The organism is Streptomyces sp. NPDC096176 (assembly GCF_044763255.1).
In the GTDB taxonomy this organism is placed as follows: domain Bacteria; phylum Actinomycetota; class Actinomycetes; order Streptomycetales; family Streptomycetaceae; genus Streptomyces.
Genome location: NZ_JBIWFV010000017.1, coordinates 73,837 through 92,495, shown reverse-complemented (window position 1 = coordinate 92,495; position 18,659 = coordinate 73,837). Strand labels below are relative to the sequence as shown.

Genomic DNA, 18,659 nt, shown 5'->3' with positions numbered 1-18,659 from the left:
GACCATGGCAGCCCCGTCGCGCCAGCAGGGCGGGACACCGGGTGTCCCCGCGAGGGAGGCGAGCGCATGACGGACGTCGACATCACCCGCTCCCGGCATGCCGTCGTGATCGGCGGCGGCCTCGCCGGTGTCACGGCGGCACTCCAGATCGCCGACGCCGGGGTGCGGGTCACCCTGCTCGAAAGCCGTCCGCGGCTCGGCGGGCTCGCCTTCTCGTTCCGCCGCGGCGACCTCACCGTCGACAACGGCCAGCACGTGTACCTGCGGTGCTGCACCGCCTATCGCTGGTTCCTCGACCGCGTCGACGGCGCCCGTCTCGCTCCGGTCCAGGACCGCCTCGACGTCCCCGTGCTCGACGTCGCAGCCAAGGGGGGGCCACGGCTCGGCCGGCTGCGGCGCACAGCGCTGCCCGTGCCGCTGCACCTCGCGGCGAGCCTGGCCGGCTATGCGCACCTTTCCCTCAGGGAGCGCGCCGGCGTCGCCCGCGCCGCTCTCGCGCTCAACCGGCTCGACCCCGCCGACCCGGCCCTGGACGGAATCGACTTCGCCACCTGGCTCGGCCGCCACGGCCAGTCGCGGCGGGCCGTCGCCGCACTGTGGGACCTCGTCGGAGTGGCGACGCTCAACGCCAGGGCCCCCGAGGCATCCATGGGCCTGGCCGCGATGGTCTTCAAGACCGGGCTGCTCTCCGAGCCGGGGGCCGCCGACATCGGCTGGTCCCATGTCCCTCTCGGCGAACTGCATGACACGCTCGCCCGGAAGGCCCTCGACGCGGCGGGGGTGCGCACCGAACTGTCCACGCGGGTAAGGGAGATCAGCCGGTCGGAGGACGGCCGCTGGCAGGTCGATGCGGACGGCGAGCAGCTCGAGGCCGACTCCGTCGTACTCGCCGTGGCGCAGCGCGAGGCCCACGCCCTGCTCCCCGACGGCGCACTGGTGGACCGCGACCGGCTGCTCGACATCGACACGGCGCCGATCCTCAACGTCCATGTCGTGTACGACCGCAAGGTGTTGCGCCGCCCGTTCTTCGCCGCGCTCGGCACGCCGGTCCAGTGGGTATTCGACCGCACGGAGGCCTCCGGGCTGAAGGACGGCCAGTATCTGGCTCTCTCGCAGTCGGCCGCGCAGGACGAGATCGACGAACCTGTCGCCGCCCTGCGAAGCCGCTATCTGCCGGAGCTGGAAAGGCTGTTGCCCGCCGCGCGCGGGGCCGGGGTGCGCGATTTCTTCGTCACCCGGGAGCGGACGGCGACGTTCGCGCCGGCCCCCGGCGTCGGCCGTCTGCGGCCGGATGCGCACACACGTGCCCCCGGGCTGTACCTTGCTGGCGCGTGGACTGCCACCGGCTGGCCCGCGACCATGGAGAGCGCCGTGCGCAGCGGGTTCAGTGCCGCTGGTGCTGCGCTTCTTGCTCTCGGCCGCCGCCTTGAACATCCGCTCAAGGAGGCGGCGTGAGCACCAGTACTGGAACCAGAGGAGAAAGCGTGCCGACAGTGCACTCGGCGTACCCGGCTGACGACACCGCACACAGCGCGGAGAGCGTCGACATCTCCGCGCTGCTGGAGCGCGGACGGACCATGTCCACGCCGGTGCTGCGCGACGCCGTGAAGCGGCTTGCGCCGCCCATGGACACGGTCGCCGCCTACCACTTCGGGTGGATCGACGCGCAGGGACAGCCGTCCGAGGGCGATGGCGGCAAGGCCGTCCGCCCCGCGCTCGCGCTGCTGTCCGCCGAGGCGGCGGGAGTCGCACCGGAGGTCGGCATTCCCGGAGCGGTCGCCGTCGAGCTGGTGCACAACTTCTCGCTCCTGCACGACGACCTGATGGACGGCGACGAACAGCGCCGCCACCGCGACACGGTGTGGAAGGTGCACGGCCCCGCGCAGGCGATCCTCGTCGGCGACGCGCTGTTCGCGCTGGCGAACGAGGTGCTGCTGGAGATCGGCACGGTGGAGGCGGGGCGGGCGACCCGCCGGCTGACGACCGCCACCAGAAAGCTGATCGACGGCCAGGCGCAGGACATCTCCTACGAGCACCGCGAGCGGGTCACCGTCGAGGAGTGCCTCGAGATGGAGGGCAACAAGACCGGCGCGCTGCTGGCATGCGCCGTCTCCATCGGCGCGGTGCTCGGCGGCGCCGACGACAGGACGGCCGACACCCTTGAGGCGTACGGCTACCACCTCGGCCTCGCCTTCCAGGCCGTCGACGACCTGCTCGGCATCTGGGGCGACCCGGTGGCCACGGGCAAGCAGACCTGGAGCGACCTGCGTCAGCGCAAGAAGTCCCTCCCGGTCGTGGCGGCGCTGGCCGCAGGCGGCCCGGCCTCGGAGCGGCTCGGCGAACTGCTCGCCGCCGACGCCAAGAGCAACGACTTCGACAGCTTCTCCGAGGAGGAGTTCGCCACCCGGGCGGCTCTGATCGAGGAGGCCGGCGGCCGCGAGTGGACCTCCCAGGAGGCCCGCCGCCAGCACGCCGTCGCGATCGAGGCCCTCGACGCTGTCGACATGCCGGAGCAGGTCCGCGCGCAGCTCGTCGCGCTCGCGGACTTCGTCGTCGTACGAAAGAGATGATCCCCATCAGCATCGCCATGACCCCCCGGAGCAACAGCCGCACCATATGAAGCGCGTCGCCGGCCGGTGACGCACCCTGTCACCGGCCGACGTCAGACCCCAGCACAGCAGAGACCACTGCCACGAAGGGGAAACCATGACAGCGACGACCGACGGAAGCAGCGGGCCCGTGCGGGCCGGTGCTGCCGCTGCCGGCGACACGACCTCGACCACCGCTGCCAGGACCACCGCCGCGGGTACGGACGCACGGGAGGCGGCCGGGAGGGCCGCCGAACGGGCCGTGGAGCACCTGCTTGCACGGCAGGACGCCCAGGGCTGGTGGAAGGGCGACCTCGAGACCAATGTGACGATGGACGCGGAGGACCTGCTGCTGCGGCAGTTCATCGGCATCCAGGACGCGAAGACCGTCGAGGCCTCCGCCCGCTTCATCCGCGGGCAGCAGCGCGACGACGGCACCTGGGCGACGTTCTACGGCGGACCGGGCGAACTGTCCACGACCGTCGAGGCCTACGTCGCCCTGCGCCTGGCCGGGGACCGGCCGGACGACCCGCACATGCAGCGCGCCGCCTCCTGGGTGCGCAGCCGGGGCGGCATCGCCGCGACCCGGGTCTTCACCCGGATCTGGCTGGCACTGTTCGGCTGGTGGAAGTGGGACGACCTGCCGGAACTCCCGCCCGAACTGGTCTTCCTGCCGAAGTGGTTCCCGCTGAACATCTACGACTTCGGCTGCTGGGCGCGGCAGACCATCGTGCCGCTCACCGTGGTCTCCGCGAAGCGGCCCGTCCGCCCCGCGCCGTTCGCGCTCGACGAGCTGCACACCGACCCGGTGATGCCCAACCCGCAGCGGCGGCTCGCTCCCGTGGTCGGCTGGGACGGATTCTTCCAGCGCGTCGACAAGGCACTGCACCTCTACCACAAGGTCGCCCCCCGCAGACTGCGTCGTGCGGCCACGCACGCCGCCGCCCGCTGGATCATCGAGCGGCAGGAGAACGACGGCTGCTGGGGCGGCATCCAGCCGCCTGCCGTGTACTCGGTGATCGCTCTGTACCTGCTGGGGTACGACCTCGAGCACCCCGTCATGCGGGCAGGGCTCGAGTCCCTCGACCGCTTCGCCGTCCAGTACGAGGAGGACGGCCTCCCCGTACGGATGATCGAGGCCTGTCAGTCCCCGGTCTGGGACACCTGTCTGGCCACCATCGCCCTCGCCGACGCCGGTCTGCCCGCCGACCACCCCGCGCTGGTGAAGGCGGCCGACTGGATGCTGAGCGAGCAGGTCGTGCGACCGGGCGACTGGTCCGTGCGCAAGCCGCAACTGGGCCCCGGGGGCTGGGCGTTCGAGTTCCACAACGACAACTACCCGGACATCGACGACACGGCCGAGGTCGTGCTCGCCCTGCGGAAGGTCCGGCATCCCGACCCGGAGCGCGTCGACGCGGCCGTCGCCCGCGGCATGCGATGGACCCTCGGGATGCAGTCCCGCAACGGAGCCTGGGGGGCGTTCGACGCGGACAACACCAGCCCGTTCCCCAACCGGCTCCCGTTCTGCGACTTCGGCGAGGTCATCGACCCGCCGTCGGCCGACGTCACCGCGCACGTCGTCGAGATGCTCGCCCTCGAGGGCATGACACACGATCCCCGCACCCGGCGGGGAATCGACTGGCTGCTCGCGGAACAGGAGCCGAGCGGCGCCTGGTTCGGCCGCTGGGGCGTCAACTACGTCTACGGGACAGGCGCCGTGGTGCCGGCCCTGACGGCCGCCGGGCTCCCCGCCTCCCACCCGGCGATCCGGCGGGCCGTCGCCTGGCTGGAGTCGGTCCAGAACGACGACGGCGGCTGGGGCGAGGACCTGCGCTCCTACCGGGAGGAGAAGTCGATCGGCCGCGGTGCCTCCACTGCCTCGCAGACCGGCTGGGCGCTGCTCGCCCTGCTGGCGGCGGGGGAGCGGGAGAGCAAGGCAGTCGAAAGGGGCGTCGGCTGGCTCGCTCGGACGCAGCGGCCGGACGGCTCCTGGGACGAGCCGTACTTCACCGGCACCGGCTTCCCCTGGGACTTCTCCATCAACTACCACCTCTACCGGCAGGTCTTCCCGCTCACCGCGCTCGGCCGCTATCTGCACGGCGAACCGTTCGCCGACCGTGCGGACGTCCGCGAGGGGGGCTGATGGGGGACTCGGAGGCGCCGCCGGCCGGCTCCGTCGTGCCGCTGCTGATCGCCTGTGCGCTCGGGATCGAGAAGTTCGCCCTGCGCGCCGGCGACAGCGGCGATGTGACCGTCCTGCGCACGGGCATGGGGCCGGTCAACGCCGGTCGCGCCGTGCACGACGCATGTGCGGCCGGGGCGCTGCGGGACGCGGCCGTCGTCGCCTCGGGCTTCTGTGCCGGGTTCGCCCCCGGCATGCACCCGGGGGACCTGGTGGTCGCGAAAGAGACCCGGCTCGGCGGCATGTCCACCGTCTGCACCAACACCGACTTCCTGGTGCGGGCCGTGGCCAGGGCCGTGCCCGGCCGCACGGTGCACAAAGGGCCGCTGACCGGCCTGGACCATGTCGTTCGTGGTCATGAACGTGCCGAACTGCTGGCCACAGGAGCGATCGCCGGGGACATGGAGTCCGCGGCCACGGTGGGCAGCGCCCTTCAGGCCGGGCCGCGCCCGGTTGCGGCCGTCCGGGTGGTCGTCGACGCCCCGGAGCACGAACTGGTTCGCATCGGAACATTCCGCGGTGGAATATCAGCCTTCCGCGTTCTTCGTGCCGTTATGCCCGCTTTTCTTGAATGGCACCGTTCTTTGCTGCTCCCCAGGAGGTGAGCCAGATGGCCATGCCGCTCCGCCAGACCATCAGGGTCGGGACGTATCTCTTCGAACAGAAGCTTCGCAAGCGTGACAAGTTCCCTCTGATCGTCGAACTCGAGCCGCTCTACGCCTGCAATCTCGCCTGCGAGGGCTGCGGGAAGATCCAGCACCCGGCCGGAGTGCTCAAGCAGCGGATGCCGGTGGCGCAGGCAGTCGGAGCGGTGCTGGAGTCCGGTGCCCCGATGGTCTCCATCGCCGGCGGCGAACCGCTGATGCATCCTCAGATCGACGAGATCGTGCGCCAGTTGGTCGCCCGAAGGAAGTACGTCTTCCTCTGCACCAACGCCCTCCTGCTGCGCAAGAAGATCGAGAAGTTCAAACCCTCCCCGTACTTCGCCTTCGCCGTTCACATCGACGGCCTGCGGGAGCGGCACGACGAATCGGTCGCGAAGGAAGGCGTGTTCGACGAGGCCGTCGAGGCGATCAAGGAGGCCAAGAGCCGGGGCTTCAGGGTCACCACCAACTCGACCTTCTTCAACACGGACACCCCGCAGACCGTCATCGAGGTGCTCAACTACCTCAACGACGACCTCCGGGTGGACGAGATGATGATCTCGCCCGCATACGCCTACGAGAAGGCGCCCGATCAGGAGCACTTCCTCGGCGTCGAACAGACGAGGGAACTGTTCAGGAAGTCCTTCGCCGGCGGCAACCGGCGCCGCTGGCGGCTCAACCACTCGCCGCTCTTCCTGGACTTCCTGGAGGGAAAGGCCGACTTCCCCTGCACGGCGTGGGCGATCCCCAACTACTCCCTCTTTGGCTGGCAGCGCCCCTGCTACCTGATGAGCGACGGCTACGTCCCGACCTACCGCGAACTCGTCGAGGACACCGACTGGGGGAAGTACGGCCGCGGCAAGGACCCGCGCTGCGCCAACTGCATGGCCCACTGCGGCTACGAGCCCACCGCCGTGCTCGCCACCATGGGCTCGCTCAAGGAGTCCCTCCGGGCCGCCCGGGAGACGCTGTCGAGCGGTCGATGACCGTCGGCGTGTGACCTTCACCCACTCCTCCTGCGCCCCGAGCGCGGGAGGCGTCCCTGTCGAGGAGGGCCGAGGAATGACCGAGGTCGAGGAGGGCCGAGGAATGACGGAGGTCGAGGAGGGCCGAGGAATGACGGAGGTCGAGGAGGGCCGAGGAATGACGGAGCAGCGCAAGGGCTTCGACCTGGCGGAACTCCTGGCGAGCCGCGGTGCCGAGCGGTACGAGCTGCACACCCGGCACCTCAACCACCAGCTGCCGCGCATGCTCCACACCATCGGATTCGACAAGGTCTACCAGCGGGCCGAGGGCGCCTACTTCTACGACGTGGAAGGCAACGAGTACCTCGACATGCTCGCGGGCTTCGGGGTGATGGGGCTCGGCAGGCACCACCCCGTCGTGCGCAAGGCGCTGCACGACGTGCTGGACGCCCAGCTCGCCGATCTGACCCGCTTCGACTGCCAGCCACTGCCGGGGCTGCTGGCGGAGAAGCTGCTCACCCACACCCCGCACCTGGAGCGGGTCTACTTCGGCAACAGCGGCACGGAGGCCGTGGAGGCGGCGCTGAAGTTCGCCCGGTACGCGACGGGCCGACCGAGGATCCTGTACTGCACGCACGCCTTCCACGGGCTGACCACCGGCTCGCTCTCGGTCAACGGGGAGCCCGGATTCCGCGACGGCTTCGCCCCGCTGCTGCCCGACACCGCGATCGCGATGGGCGACCTCGCCGCACTCGAGCGTGAGCTGGTGCGCGGCGATGTGGCGGCCTTCGTCGTGGAACCGGTCCAGGGCAAGGGGGTGCACCCGACCCCACCGGGGTTCCTGCGCGCGGCCCAGGAACTGCTGCACAAGTACAAGGCCCTGCTCATCGTGGACGAGGTGCAGACGGGGCTCGGGCGCACGGGCGACTTCTACGCCTTCCAGTACGAGGCGGGAGTCGAGCCGGACCTCGTCTGTGTGGCCAAGACCCTGTCGGGCGGCTATGTGCCCGTCGGCGCCACCCTGGGCAGGGACTGGATCTTCAAGAAAGTCTACTCGTCGATGGACCGGGTGCTGGTCCACTCGGCGAGCTTCGGCTCCAACGCCCAGGCGATGGCCGCCGGGCTCGCCGTGCTCTCCGTGCTGGAGGACGAGCATGTGGTGGCGAACGCGCGGGTGACCGGGGAGCTGCTGCGCGCACGGCTGGCGGCGCTCGTCGACCGCTACGAGCTGCTGCACGCCGTACGCGGACGCGGCCTGATGATCGGCATCGAGTTCGGTCGCCCGGAGTCGATCAAGCTGCGCAGCCGCTGGACCGTGCTGCAGGCCGCTCGCAAGGGGCTCTTCGCGCAGATGGTGGTGGTGCCGCTGATGCAGCGGCACCGGATCCTCACGCAGGTTTCCGGGGACCACATGGAAGTGATCAAACTGATTCCGCCCCTGATCATCGGCGAACGCGAGGTCGACCGCTTCGTGACGGCGTTCGAAGCCGTGATGGAAGACGCCCATGGGGGCGGCGGGCTGATGTGGGACTTCGGCAAGACACTGGTGAGGCAGGCGGTCGCGAACCGCTGAGCCGGGCCCGGGGCGTCGGGCTGCCGCGATCGGCGTCAACGGCGCGGGTGAGGGGTTTTGCCTCTGGGGCAAGGAATTTGCCTCAGAGGCAGGATTCTGGCGCAATGGAGGCATGACCACCCCCGTCGAGCCGGCGCGTGACGAGCTGCCCGAGATGGCGCCCCGGCTGCGTGAACTGCGCCGCCGCCGCGGACTCACCCTCGAGTCGGCCGCCCAGCGGGCGGGACTGTCACCCGCCCACCTCTCCCGACTGGAGACGGGCCGGCGACAGCCCTCGCTGCCGATGCTGCTCGCCCTTGCCCGGATCTACGGTACGACGGTGGCGGAGCTTCTCGGCGAGCAGCCGCTGGAGAAGGACCCGGTCGTCCGCGCCCGCCGGGAACCCGCGGCGGCCGACGGCTGGCACTACCGACGGGCCGGAGCCCCCGGCCGGGCGATGCAGGCCCTCCGTGTGACGGTCCCGTACGGTGTCCAGGGAGATCTGGAGCGCGTGCACCCGGGCGAGGAGTGGCTCCATGTCGTGGAGGGACGGCTCCGTCTCACCCTCGGCGACACGGTGTACGACCTGGCTCCCGGAGACAGCGCGCACTTCGATTCGCTCACCCCGCACCGCATCGCCGCCTCCGGCCCCGAGGGGGCCGAGCTGCTGTTCGTGCACACACTGCTGCAGAGTTCGGAACTGCACCCCACCTCTGACCGGTAAGGAAGGCGATCGAAGGCATGTCCCACGACCCCTTGGACCGACGCGCCACGGGCGGCGAGAGCTCCAGTGAGGAGCGGTTTCCCCGCGGGCTGGTGATCCGGCTCTTCCTCTATCTGATCGCGGGCCACGTCATCGCCGGATTCCTCTACCTGCTGTTCCTGGTGGGTGGCCAGAACCAGTGACCCGGTGCCTCAGCCCTCTTCGAGAAGTCGTGTGCGCAGCCGCTCGCGGGTTTCGCGGGAGAGCTTGAGGCCCTCGGTGAGGTACCGCTCCGGTGTGCCCCAGTTCTCCTCGATCGCGTCGAAGGCCGCGGCCAGGTACTCGGCGCGGGCGTCGAAGAGCGGGCTGAGCAGTTCCATCACCTCGGGGGACATTCCGGTGGGGGAGCTGTCGGTGCGCCGGACCTTGTAACGGCGGTGCGGGTCGTTGGACTTGAGGTAGTCCGCCTCGATCGCGTCCCGCTCCACGCCGACGGCCAGCAGTGACACGGCGATCGACAGCCCGGCGCGGTCCTTGCCGGCGGCGCAGTGCATCAGGGCCGGGACGCTGTCCTCGGCCAGTGCGTGCAGAACCTGGCTGTGCTCGGCCGTCCGCTCCTTGACGATCATGCGGTACGAGGCGATCATCCGCCCTGCGCCCTTGCCGTCGTCGAGGATGGCCTTGAGCTGATCGAGATTGCCGTCCCGGACCATCTTCCAGAACTCGGCGCCGTCGGCCGGGTCGCTCAGCGGCAGATTCACATTGCGCACGCCGGGCAGCTCGACGTCCGGGCCCTCCAGCCGCTGGTCGGCGGCGTTGCGGAAGTCGAAGATCGTGTGCAGTCCCAGGGTCGTGAGGAACGCCGCGTCGCTCGCCGTCGCGTGCGCCAGGTGTCCGCTGCGGAAAAGCCGGCCGTGCCGCACCCGCCGCCCGTCCACGGTCGGCAGTCCGCCCACGTCCCGGAAGTTGCGGACACCGGTCAGCTCCGGCTCTGTCGAGGGGGCCTGCGGCAGCTGCTGCGTCACGAGGACTCCTTCAGGTACTGCCGTCGGCGCTGGTCGCCGACGATGGCGCGGCTTCGACCATACGACACTCGTTCATGAGGCACTCATCTCGGCCATGAACCAACGGTGTTGACGGACGCGTGCCGATTTCCTCGGGTGCGCAGCCCCGACGGTCCGCACGGCGGGTGATGTACGGGGACCTGTCCGGTCCTGCGAAGGGGTGCCCCTCACCGGTGGGGGCGAAATGGTGCATCTGTATCGAGTGCGTTCATTACGGGCGACGGTGGCAGGGAGCGGTATCGCCCCCTCGTGGCCGTGACCGGCGGCCACATTCTTGCTCCTTCGGTGGAGGTGGAAAGCGAGGGGCCGTAGCGCGCTGCGGTAAGTGCGGGAGTAGATGGCTAAATGTATGTTCTGTCCGAATTAGCTGTTTAGGCATAACGTGCCCCGTAAGCAGGGGGGATGGGCTGCGGTCCGTGAGCAGCGTCATATCCGTGACGTTCTGTGGCCGCGTCGGTGACACGAATTCCCTCCTCGGCAAGGGAATTGATGCTCCGTTGTCCACGGAGGGTGACCGGGAAATCCCTGTTGATATCACCCCCGTCATTGATCGGGGAAAATCGTGGCTTGTCCGGGACTGCCCGACTCGCCTACGGTCACGCTCAATCCGGACGGACCGCCTAATCCTGCCGCCGACCGGAATTCGAACCCACCCACGTGTGGCAGGAGCGGGGGACCCAGGTAGTACGCCGATTCCGGTTAATTCGGACGGCTTGGGGTGAAGTCGTGCACGTTCACGACCGGGCATCTCCAGCCCGAACCCGACAGCTCACCTCGCAGGCGCCGGAGAGGAAAGCGCCATGCCCGCAAAGGGTAAGCACCGCCGTCCCAAGACCAACCCGATCACCCGTGGCTTCGTTGTCGCCGGTACGGGTGGCGCCGCCATCGCGCTGCCCCTGTTCGGCGCCACCTCCGCCAACGCCGCACCCGCGGCGGCACCGGCCACAGCTCCGGAGCAGGCCGCCACCGCGGCCCCCGGCGCCGTCGAGGCTGCCGCCCTTCAGGGCGCCAAGAAGGCCCCGAAGACGTACACCGTCGTCGCCGGCGACTACCTGTCGAAGATCGCGGAAGAGCAGAACGTCCGCGGCGGCTGGAAGCAGCTCTTCAACGACAACCGCCGCGCCATAGGCGCCGACCCCGCGCTGATCCACCCGGGTCTCGAGCTGACGATCGGCGCCAAGTCCAAGGTCAAGAACGACCCCGAGCCCCGCTCCGAGTCGCAGACCCGTCCCTCGCGCGACGACTCGCGGCCCGCCGCGCCGCAGGCCGAGGCTCCGGCGAAGGAGGCTCCCGCGAAGGAGGCATCCACCCCGGCGTCCGGCTTCTCCGCCCCGGTCGACGCGGGCGTCACCACGCCGTACCGCGCCTCCGGCGCCATGTGGTCCAGCGGTTACCACACCGGTGTCGACTTCGCCGCCTCCTCCGGCACCTCCGTGAAGGCCGTCGGAGCCGGCACCGTCGTCTCTGCCGGCTGGAGCGGCTCGTACGGCAACGAGGTCGTCATCCAGCACACGGACGGCACCTACTCCCAGTACGCCCACCTCTCCTCGCTGGGCGTCTCCAGCGGTCAGTCCGTGTCCGGTGGTCAGCAGATCGGCCTCTCCGGCTCCACGGGCAACTCCTCCGGCCCGCACCTGCACTTCGAGATCCGGACCGGCCCGAGCTACGGCTCCGACATCGACCCGCTGGCCTACCTCCGGGAGCACGGCGTCTCCCTCTGACCCCTCCGAACCGTCCGATCGCCCTGGGTCCCAGGTGATCTGACATGGTGTTCGCCTCCGGTGCGGCAAGCACCGGCCGGCGGTCCACGTCGGCAAGCCCCCGCCCCGCACAACGCGGAGCGGGGGCTTCCGCGTATTCCGGGTTGGCCGAATCTTGACCGGTGGCAAAGATCACCCCGCGTCAACCCCTCCTTACGGTCGCGTAGGTCACATCCGTAAAGGAAAGATGTGCTCTCGTGGCAGACGATTCGAGAACAGAGATCAGTAACGCATTCGGGTCGTACGCGGCGATCGGTGACAGCTTCACCGAGGGCGTGGGGGACCCGGGGCCCGACGGGAGATACGTCGGCTGGGCGGACCGTTTCGCGGTCCTGCTCGCCGACCGTAGGCCGGAACACACCTTCAGGTACGCCAACCTCGCCGTACGCGGGCGTCTCCTCGACCAGATCGTCGAGGAGCAGGTGCCCAGGGCCAAGGAACTCGCGCCCGACCTGGTGACCTTCTGCGCCGGTGGCAACGACATCATCAGGCCCGGCTCCGACCCGGACGCCGTCGCCGAGCGCTTCGAACGGGCCGTCGCCGACCTCACGCGCTCGGTGGGCACCGTCATGGTGACCACCGGCTTCGACACCCGCGACGTGCCGGTCCTGCGGCATCTGCGCGGCAGGATCGCCACGTACACGGCCCATGTGCGGGCCATCGCGGACCGCTACGGCTGCCCGGTGCTCGACCTGTGGTCGCTCAAGTCCGTCCAGGACCGGCGTGCTTGGGACGCGGACCGGCTGCACCTGTCACCCGAAGGCCACACCCGGGTGGCCCTGCGCGCCGCGCAGGTGCTCGGACTCGAGGTCCCCGCGGACCCCGACCAGCCCTGGCCGCCGCTGCCCCCGCGAGGGGCGTTCGAAGTGCGCCGTGACGACATCCAATGGGCGCGCGAACACCTCGCCCCCTGGATCGGACGGCGGCTGCGCGGCGAGAGCTCCGGCGATCACGTGGAGGCCAAGCGCCCCGACCTGCTCCCGCTCTGAGGCAGGGCGCGCCCCTGCGCGGGGAGATCCTGCGCGGGGAGCTCCGCCACGGGGAGCGCCGAGGGGATGCGTTCGAGGACGCCGCCCGCGAACACGTCGTACAGCGGGAGCGTCTCCAAGTGGACATAGCCGATGTGGCAGTCGCAGGCGGCGAGCGGGCAGGCGCGGGGGCGCAACGCCCGGCGGTACGAGCGGTCGTACAGATTGCCGAGCTCGGCCCGCACGAAGTGGCATCGGCGAACGGTCCCCTCGCCGTCCACGGAGATCACCGACTCGCCCGTACGGCACCGCAGGCCCGCCGAGCGGTGCGGATGGCGGCTGTAGGGGAACAGCGGGTCGAGCTCGGTCCAGGCGTCCGCCTCAGCGTCTGAGAGCTGGTGCCCCTCGGGCGCGTTCACCCACAAGTAGACGTGCTCGGGCAGGTCCGCGCGCAGCCGGCGCCCCTGCTCCAGTTGGCCGGGGAAGCCGACGATCCCCACACTGAACCGGATCTCCCTCCGGCTCAAATCCCGGCATTTAGTGAGGAAGCGGTCATACGGCGTCTGCTCCGGGTGATACGTGCACCACAGGGCGAGCTTCGCCGGATCCGCGGCGGACAGCCAGTCGGTGCGGCAGCTCAGGTTCGTCTGGATCGCGACCCGTCGGACGTGCGGCAGGTGCGACAGCTCGATCATGGCCTGCCGGTACCAGGATCGGACGAGCCCTTCGCCCCACGGGGTGAACAGCACCGACAGACGGTCGTCGCTCTGCGCCGCCGCCCACGCCGTGAAACGCTCCAGCGCCGTTCGGTCGGCGCGCAGTTGCTCTCGGCTGTCGCGGCGCTTGGCGAACGGGCAGTAGGGACAGTCGTAGTCGCAGGACGCGAGGGGCCCGCGGTAAAGGATCGTCAGGTCCATGGACGGGCTCACTTCAGCTCGTACGTGGCCATGGCGGCGCGCACCGCGGGTGAGAACAGCTCGGGGCCCAGCGCGTCCGAGTGGGCGAGCCCCTCGGGCGTGAGCCGCAGCCGGTCGGGCGCCGCCGCGCTGTCGAGCCAGCCGCGGGCGGCGAACCGCTCCAGCTCCGTACGGAAATGGTCGGCCGGGTCCGCGCCGAATCGTTCGCGGTAGCCGGCCACCTCCATCCCCTGCGCCTGCAGCAGGGACTGGAGCAGATGCCGGCGCCGTGCCTCGTCCGCGTCGACGTACCGGCCCACCTCGGCCCGCGAGAAATCCTCGCTGCGGGTGTAGCCGTCGATGATGCCGCGTATCTCCCGCATGTCGACGGCGTAGTCGAACGAGTAGTGAAGAGCCGAGGTGTAGGAGCGGGCGCCGCAGCCAAGGCCGATCATGCCGTCCGTCTGGCATGCGTCGGCGGCGGCCGGCGGGGCGCCCGCGCGGCGGAACATGCGCATCGACACCTGCTCGTACTCGTGAGCGAGAAGATGGTCGCGGCCCGCGCGGTACAGACGCAGCCGCTGCTCGTCCCAGGCCGCGTCACCGGCCGTGACCCTCGCCGAGTCACCCACCGAGCCCCCGGCTGCCTCGCCCAGCCTGCCGAGACCGGTCAGTGGACGCACGTACAGCGGATACAGGTACAGCTCCTCCGGACGCCACGCGAGGGCTGCGTCGAGCGAGGAGAGCCAGGTCCGCTCGGTCTGGCCGTCGATGCCGTAGATCAGATCGATGTTGAGAACGGGTATGCGGGAGTCCCGGATGCGACCGAGGGCGGACTCGACCTCGGCTCGACGCTGCGGGCGCACGGCGGCCCTCGCCTCCGCGTCGACGAAACTCTGCACGCCGATGCTGATCCGGGTCGTGCCGCGCCCGGCGAGGACCGCGAGCCGGTCGGCGGTCGCCGTCGCGGGAGACGTCTCGACGGAGAGCGGCACCGCCCCGAGGTCCGCACCCATCCGCTTCTCGGCGATGTCGCAGAGCCGCTCGAGCTCTTGGGCGGTCAGGAAGGTCGGCGTTCCGCCGCCGAACGCGGCCGCCGCGAAATGCACCGGAGCGTCGTCCCCCAGGGCGTCGCGCACGGCGACGGCCTGGCGGTCGAGGGCATCCAGATAGCGCCCGGTCAGCTCGTCAGGAGCGCCGATCCGGGTGAAGAGGTTGCAGAAGCCGCACCGGACCTCGCAGAACGGGATGTGCGCATAGAGCGAGAGCGCGTCCTTGCGCTCGTGCGCCCACAACCTGCGCAGCGTCGGCCGGTCCCCGTCGAGCGGGCGGTAGGCGGTCTTGTGCGGGTAGGCGTAGACATAGCTCTGGTACGGGCGCGGACTGGGGTGCGCGGCGGGGGTGCTCATGCGGCGGCCTCGAGGAAGAAGTGGGCATAGGGGACGGTCCATACGGCCTCGTGACCGAGGCGATGGCCGGTGAACCCGCCGTCTCCGTACGCGGTTCCGTGGTCGGAGCAGACGATCGCGAAGCACCGGCGGCGACTGCTCGCGGCGGCGAAGAGCCGGCCGATGTGACGGTCCACGTACTCGAGCGCCGCCGCGTGCGTCTCGCGGGAGTCTCCGGCGGCGCGGGTCGCGCCGGGCTGATGGAACCAGTTGGGCTGGTGCAGCGAAGGGACGTTGACGAACAGGAACAGCTTGCGGTCGCGCGGAAGAGTGGCCACGACCCGCTCGGCGCGCGCCACCTGCGCCTCGAAGGACGTGGCTGAGGCAACACCGAACTCCGGCTCCCAGTGGCTCTCCTGGAACAGGCCGGGCAGCACGGAACCGAGCGGCCCCTGCTTGTTGAAGAACCCGACACCGCCGATGCACACCGTGCGGTAGCCGGCGTCCGCCAGCGCGGAGACAAGATCAGGGGTGTCGAACACGAACGTCCGGCCGGCGGTGGTCTCGCTGCCCGCGAACCTGGCGGCGAACAGGCGTGCATGCGGCCCCTGTTCCGCCGGTGTGGGCAGGAAGCCGGCGAACATCGCCTGATGGGAGGCGTAGGTGAAACTGCCGGGCGCATGCCGCTTCTCCCAGACGCCGCCGGGCAGATGACGGGCCAGATGCGGGATCCGGCCGGCGGCCGCGAGCTCGGCGGCGACGTCGAAACGCAAGGTGTCGAGCGTGACGAGCAGCAGATCGTCCCGCCCCACCACCTCGTTCATGTCGGGGGTGACGGCTGTCTGCCGGTCGGGCACGGTGTGGTGGTCATGCGCTTGCACGGTGGTGGTTCCTCGTCCTGCGTAGTACGGCGGCGACCTGCGCCGCATAAGTGTCCAGGCCCTCTGCGCCGCTGCCCGCGAGGCCGGTCAGCCGCGGCAGCAGATCCCCGAAGGCATTGACCTCGCCGACGGCGAAGCGCCGCCAGCCTGTCGAGGGCAGCAGATCGACCCCGACGCGGGAGACCCCCGGGAAGCGGGCCGCTGCTCGCTCGCACAGCGCGAGCGTGCCGGCCCAACTCCCGCCCGCCGCCTCTGTCGCCGCCCGGACGGCCGCAAGGTCGCCGCGTCCACCGCCCAGGTGGAGATTGGTCATGGGGAAGCGGCTGGTGCGCACCACCGCGTGCGTGGCACGGCCGGCGACGACCACGACCCGCAGATCGGCGACCTTCCCCTGCTGTGAGGCTTTGGGCAGCCAGCGCTCGATGTGCAGACCGTCGGGCGCCAGGGCGTCGACCAGCGCGGCGACCTCACGCTCGGTGCTGTACCGCCGCACGCGGAGGGAGTTGAAGAGGCTCCCGTCCGGTGCCCGCTCCACCGACGTGGTGGCCTGCACCCGTCCGCGGCTCGCCGTTTCCACGGCCAGCACGCCGGAAGCGGACGAGCCATGGGCAAGCTTGACGAACACCCGCCGGAGCCCGTCCGCCGCCAGCATCCCCCGTACATCGTCCCAGCCGCGCAGCGGCGGCGAGGCGGCACCCGACGTCGGAGACGTCGGTACCGGCACACCCGCCGCCAGCAGGGCGGCATGGCACAGCCGCTTGTCGAACAGCACGGTCAGGTCGGCCGGATGGTCGAGCAGTTCCGCTCCTCCGGCGGCCGCGAGGGTCTCGATCTCCCGTACGGCGGCCGTGAAGCGCTTGTACCAGAGTGCTGTGCCCTCCACACGAGTCGGGTCGTCTGTGCCGCGCAACGCGCGCTCCACCAAGGGGTCCTCGCCCGGCGAGTCGATCCGCACCAGCTCACCCGGGCGGAACTCCGCCCGGCCGAGCAGCACATCGAGCCAGGGCACCACCCGCGCCGCGGGCAGGCCGGCGGCGCCCAGCGCGTCCTGGAAGAACGCGACGCGGCGGTTGTCCGGGTTGCCGACGACCGCGAGACGGGGACCGGGACCGGCATGGGCGACGGCGGAGCCGGTCACTCCGCCACGGCCGTGTAGCGGTCTTCCCTGTCGTTGGTACCGGAGCGCTCGCTCTCGGACACGTCGAGCTCCACCCCCGCGGGTATCAGGGCATCGGACAGCCGCTGCACCATCGTCTCGCTCATGAAGTGGTGGTGCAGGTCCAGTTTCCTGAGGTGGGTGAGCGGCTGGCCGGTCAGCAACGCCTCCGCGCCGTCGTCGCCGAGGGTGCCCATCGACAGGTCCAGCGTCTTCAGACGGGCGACGACCGGGGCGCCCGCGACCGCGACGGCGATCTCGTCCTGGATCTCACTGTTGCGCAGTGCCAGATGCGTGAGGCTCGGCAGCCGCGTCCCGGACAGGAACGCCTCGAGGTCCGACACGTCCGCGTTCGCCCCGTACCAGGACGTGCCCAGCCAGATGTCCAGATGCTCCAGCGCGGGCAGCTCGCTCGCGGCGATACCGCGCACCACCTCCACGTCCAGGCCGCCCGTCTCGACGACCAGCGACCGCAACCGCTCGTGCTTCACCGCGGGGAACGACAGGTCCTGACCGCCGCGCACGCCGAACTGCTCCAACTCCGGGAAGCCGTCGAGGAGTGGCGTCACCTCGCCCTGGTTGATCCAGGAGATCTCGCACTCCTCGAACGTGATGTCGGCGAGGAACAGTCCGCGGAGCCGCGGCAGCCGTTCCTTCGCGGCGAGCAGCGCGGCTACGACCTCCCCAGGCCCCGAGTCGTAGGCATCGCTCCACGAACCGACGATCAGCGCACGCACCTGCGTGGTGTCCACCGCCGCGGCGAAGCGGGCGAACGCGTCCGGCCAGTCCTCGCCGCTCTCGTACGAGTCGACGGAGATCCGCCAGGCGACGCCCGACGGCGCCGGCAGCTCCACCTTCCCGGCAGACTGCGCCTCGGCATCGGGAAAGTCGAACGCGGGCAGGCCGTACCACTCCTGCAGATGGTTCGAGATGGTCATGACGGGCTCCAGACACCGGACGGGGCTTGATCACTGACGTGCGAGCAGTTCTACCAAGCGGCACTGACATCGACGCTTGCGGGGCGGCCGCCGGGCAGCGTCGGACGCCGTTGATGCTCCTATTGGCAGTCAAGCGGTGTGGTGTGCCTGAACGTCCCCGGTGTGCCCGCGAGGTCGTCGTCGCGGCGTGTGCCGCGTGCGATGCAGGAGATCACCGCCGGCCAGACGCCGAAGTGCTCGGCGACGGTGGGCGACGGTGGGGGGATGTTCTTGGCCCGGCGGGCAGCCCGGACGGTCAGCGTGCCGTGGCCGTCAACGCGGCGTGGTCGATGCCGAGTTCGCGGGCGAGGGCCTCGTCGGTCCACTGGAGCATCGCCGCGCGGGTCAGGGTCCCGGCGTACGACGTCATCTGCACGGCCAGCCCGTCCAGGAACGCCGTCAGCCGCCAGGCCGCCGCCGCGGGATCCGGGCACGGGAACTCACCGGCGGCCGCGCCCTCCGCTATGACCTCCGTCAGGGCCGACTTCCACTGCTGGTCGAGGGCTCGGGAGACATCACGCAGCGCCGGTTCGCGCAGCGAGACGGCCCAGGCGTCGATCCACAGCCGCCACCCCTTGGCCTGCCCCGTCGGCGCGTACCAGCGCACCGCAGCGCGCAGGCGGCGCAGGGCGGAGGTGCGCCGGCCCAGCAGCTTGCGCAGATGGGCCAGGTCCGCGTCGGCGGCATGGGTGAAGGCGGCTGCGACGAGCCTCTCCTTCGTGGAGAAGTGGTAGAGCACCAGGGCGCTGCTCACCCCCAATGCTGCGGCGACGTCCGCGATCCTGACCGCCGCCACGCCCCGCTCTTCGATCTGTTCGACCGCGGCGCCGAGCAGTTCCTCGCGCCTCTCCGCCACGCTCAACCGAACTCTGGCCACGGCGTCACAGTACACAGCCGATCTTGAACGAAGTCCAGGCCCTTTACGGGGGCGATCA

Annotated in this window: 17 protein-coding genes and 1 riboswitch; of the genes, 10 read left to right on the top strand and 7 right to left on the bottom strand. The window is 70.5% G+C overall.

Annotated features, from left to right (window positions below):
* The first annotated feature begins 66 nt into the window (after positions 1-66).
* The 8 genes from hpnE to ACIQ7Q_RS32175 all read left to right on the top strand — a co-directional run bounded on the left by hpnE (position 67) and on the right by ACIQ7Q_RS32175 (position 8,837).
* On the top strand, positions 67-1,455 hold the full coding sequence (gene hpnE / locus ACIQ7Q_RS32210) for a hydroxysqualene dehydroxylase HpnE (RefSeq protein ID WP_403870029.1): 1,389 nt from the start codon (positions 67-69) through the stop codon (positions 1,453-1,455).
* Positions 1,452-2,570 (top strand): polyprenyl synthetase family protein, encoded by a 1,119-nt coding sequence (locus ACIQ7Q_RS32205; RefSeq protein ID WP_403870026.1) that lies wholly within the window; start codon positions 1,452-1,454, stop codon positions 2,568-2,570. The genes hpnE and ACIQ7Q_RS32205 overlap by 4 nt, the downstream gene beginning before the upstream one ends.
* A gap of 136 nt (positions 2,571-2,706) precedes the next feature.
* Positions 2,707-4,731 carry a squalene--hopene cyclase gene (gene shc / locus ACIQ7Q_RS32200; RefSeq protein ID WP_403870023.1) on the top strand — a complete coding sequence of 675 codons (2,025 nt, stop codon included), beginning with the start codon at positions 2,707-2,709 and terminating at the stop codon, positions 4,729-4,731.
* Positions 4,731-5,375 carry a 1-hydroxy-2-methyl-2-butenyl 4-diphosphate reductase gene (locus tag ACIQ7Q_RS32195; RefSeq protein WP_403870020.1) on the top strand — a complete coding sequence of 215 codons (645 nt, stop codon included), beginning with the start codon at positions 4,731-4,733 and terminating at the stop codon, positions 5,373-5,375. Before shc ends, ACIQ7Q_RS32195 begins: the two co-directional genes overlap by 1 nt.
* A gap of 5 nt (positions 5,376-5,380) precedes the next feature.
* On the top strand, positions 5,381-6,400 hold the full coding sequence (hpnH, locus tag ACIQ7Q_RS32190; protein WP_403870018.1) for an adenosyl-hopene transferase HpnH: 1,020 nt from the start codon (positions 5,381-5,383) through the stop codon (positions 6,398-6,400).
* Between the two features lie 157 nt (positions 6,401-6,557).
* The gene (locus ACIQ7Q_RS32185; protein ID WP_403870086.1) at positions 6,558-7,952 is read left to right on the top strand and encodes an aspartate aminotransferase family protein; all 1,395 of its coding nucleotides are present in this window, start codon (positions 6,558-6,560) and stop codon (positions 7,950-7,952) included.
* Positions 7,953-8,064: 112 nt separating this feature from the next.
* Positions 8,065-8,655, top strand: a complete 591-nt coding sequence (locus tag ACIQ7Q_RS32180) for a helix-turn-helix domain-containing protein (RefSeq protein ID WP_403870015.1) — start codon at positions 8,065-8,067, stop codon at positions 8,653-8,655.
* Between the two features lie 17 nt (positions 8,656-8,672).
* Positions 8,673-8,837 (top strand): DUF6126 family protein, encoded by a 165-nt coding sequence (locus ACIQ7Q_RS32175; protein WP_403870012.1) that lies wholly within the window; start codon positions 8,673-8,675, stop codon positions 8,835-8,837.
* 9 nt (positions 8,838-8,846) lie between these two features.
* Here ACIQ7Q_RS32175 and ACIQ7Q_RS32170 read toward each other — a convergent pair whose 3' ends face one another.
* Positions 8,847-9,659 carry a tyrosine-protein phosphatase gene (locus ACIQ7Q_RS32170; protein ID WP_403870009.1) on the bottom strand — a complete coding sequence of 271 codons (813 nt, stop codon included), beginning with the start codon at positions 9,657-9,659 and terminating at the stop codon, positions 8,847-8,849.
* 679 nt (positions 9,660-10,338) lie between these two features.
* Positions 10,339-10,496: riboswitch (cyclic di-AMP (ydaO/yuaA leader) on the top strand.
* Positions 10,497-10,498: 2 nt separating this feature from the next.
* Here ACIQ7Q_RS32170 and ACIQ7Q_RS32165 point away from each other — a divergent pair.
* On the top strand, positions 10,499-11,419 hold the full coding sequence (locus ACIQ7Q_RS32165; RefSeq protein WP_403870006.1) for a peptidoglycan DD-metalloendopeptidase family protein: 921 nt from the start codon (positions 10,499-10,501) through the stop codon (positions 11,417-11,419).
* 236 nt (positions 11,420-11,655) lie between these two features.
* Complete coding sequence (locus ACIQ7Q_RS32160; RefSeq protein WP_403870003.1) at positions 11,656-12,447, top strand: SGNH/GDSL hydrolase family protein; 792 nt, start codon at positions 11,656-11,658, stop codon at positions 12,445-12,447.
* On the opposite strand, the gene ACIQ7Q_RS32155 is transcribed toward ACIQ7Q_RS32160, so the two are convergent.
* The 6 genes from ACIQ7Q_RS32155 to ACIQ7Q_RS32130 form a co-directional block, all read right to left on the bottom strand.
* Positions 12,408-13,343 (bottom strand): STM4011 family radical SAM protein, encoded by a 936-nt coding sequence (locus ACIQ7Q_RS32155; RefSeq protein WP_403870000.1) that lies wholly within the window; start codon positions 13,341-13,343, stop codon positions 12,408-12,410. The two genes, ACIQ7Q_RS32160 and ACIQ7Q_RS32155, sit on opposite strands and share 40 nt — an antisense overlap.
* A gap of 8 nt (positions 13,344-13,351) precedes the next feature.
* Positions 13,352-14,731, bottom strand: coding sequence for an STM4012 family radical SAM protein (locus tag ACIQ7Q_RS32150; RefSeq protein WP_403869997.1), 1,380 nt, complete (start codon positions 14,729-14,731; stop codon positions 13,352-13,354).
* The gene (locus tag ACIQ7Q_RS32145) at positions 14,728-15,534 is read right to left on the bottom strand and encodes an STM4013/SEN3800 family hydrolase (protein WP_403870083.1); all 807 of its coding nucleotides are present in this window, start codon (positions 15,532-15,534) and stop codon (positions 14,728-14,730) included. The genes ACIQ7Q_RS32150 and ACIQ7Q_RS32145 overlap by 4 nt, the downstream gene beginning before the upstream one ends.
* Positions 15,535-15,577: 43 nt before the next feature.
* The gene (locus tag ACIQ7Q_RS32140) at positions 15,578-16,729 is read right to left on the bottom strand and encodes an STM4014 family protein (RefSeq protein WP_403869994.1); all 1,152 of its coding nucleotides are present in this window, start codon (positions 16,727-16,729) and stop codon (positions 15,578-15,580) included.
* Positions 16,726-17,685 carry an STM4015 family protein gene (locus ACIQ7Q_RS32135; RefSeq protein ID WP_403869990.1) on the bottom strand — a complete coding sequence of 320 codons (960 nt, stop codon included), beginning with the start codon at positions 17,683-17,685 and terminating at the stop codon, positions 16,726-16,728. Before ACIQ7Q_RS32135 ends, ACIQ7Q_RS32140 begins: the two co-directional genes overlap by 4 nt.
* Positions 17,686-17,980: 295 nt before the next feature.
* Positions 17,981-18,601 carry a TetR/AcrR family transcriptional regulator gene (locus ACIQ7Q_RS32130; RefSeq protein ID WP_403869987.1) on the bottom strand — a complete coding sequence of 207 codons (621 nt, stop codon included), beginning with the start codon at positions 18,599-18,601 and terminating at the stop codon, positions 17,981-17,983.
* Positions 18,602-18,659: the final 58 nt, after the last annotated feature.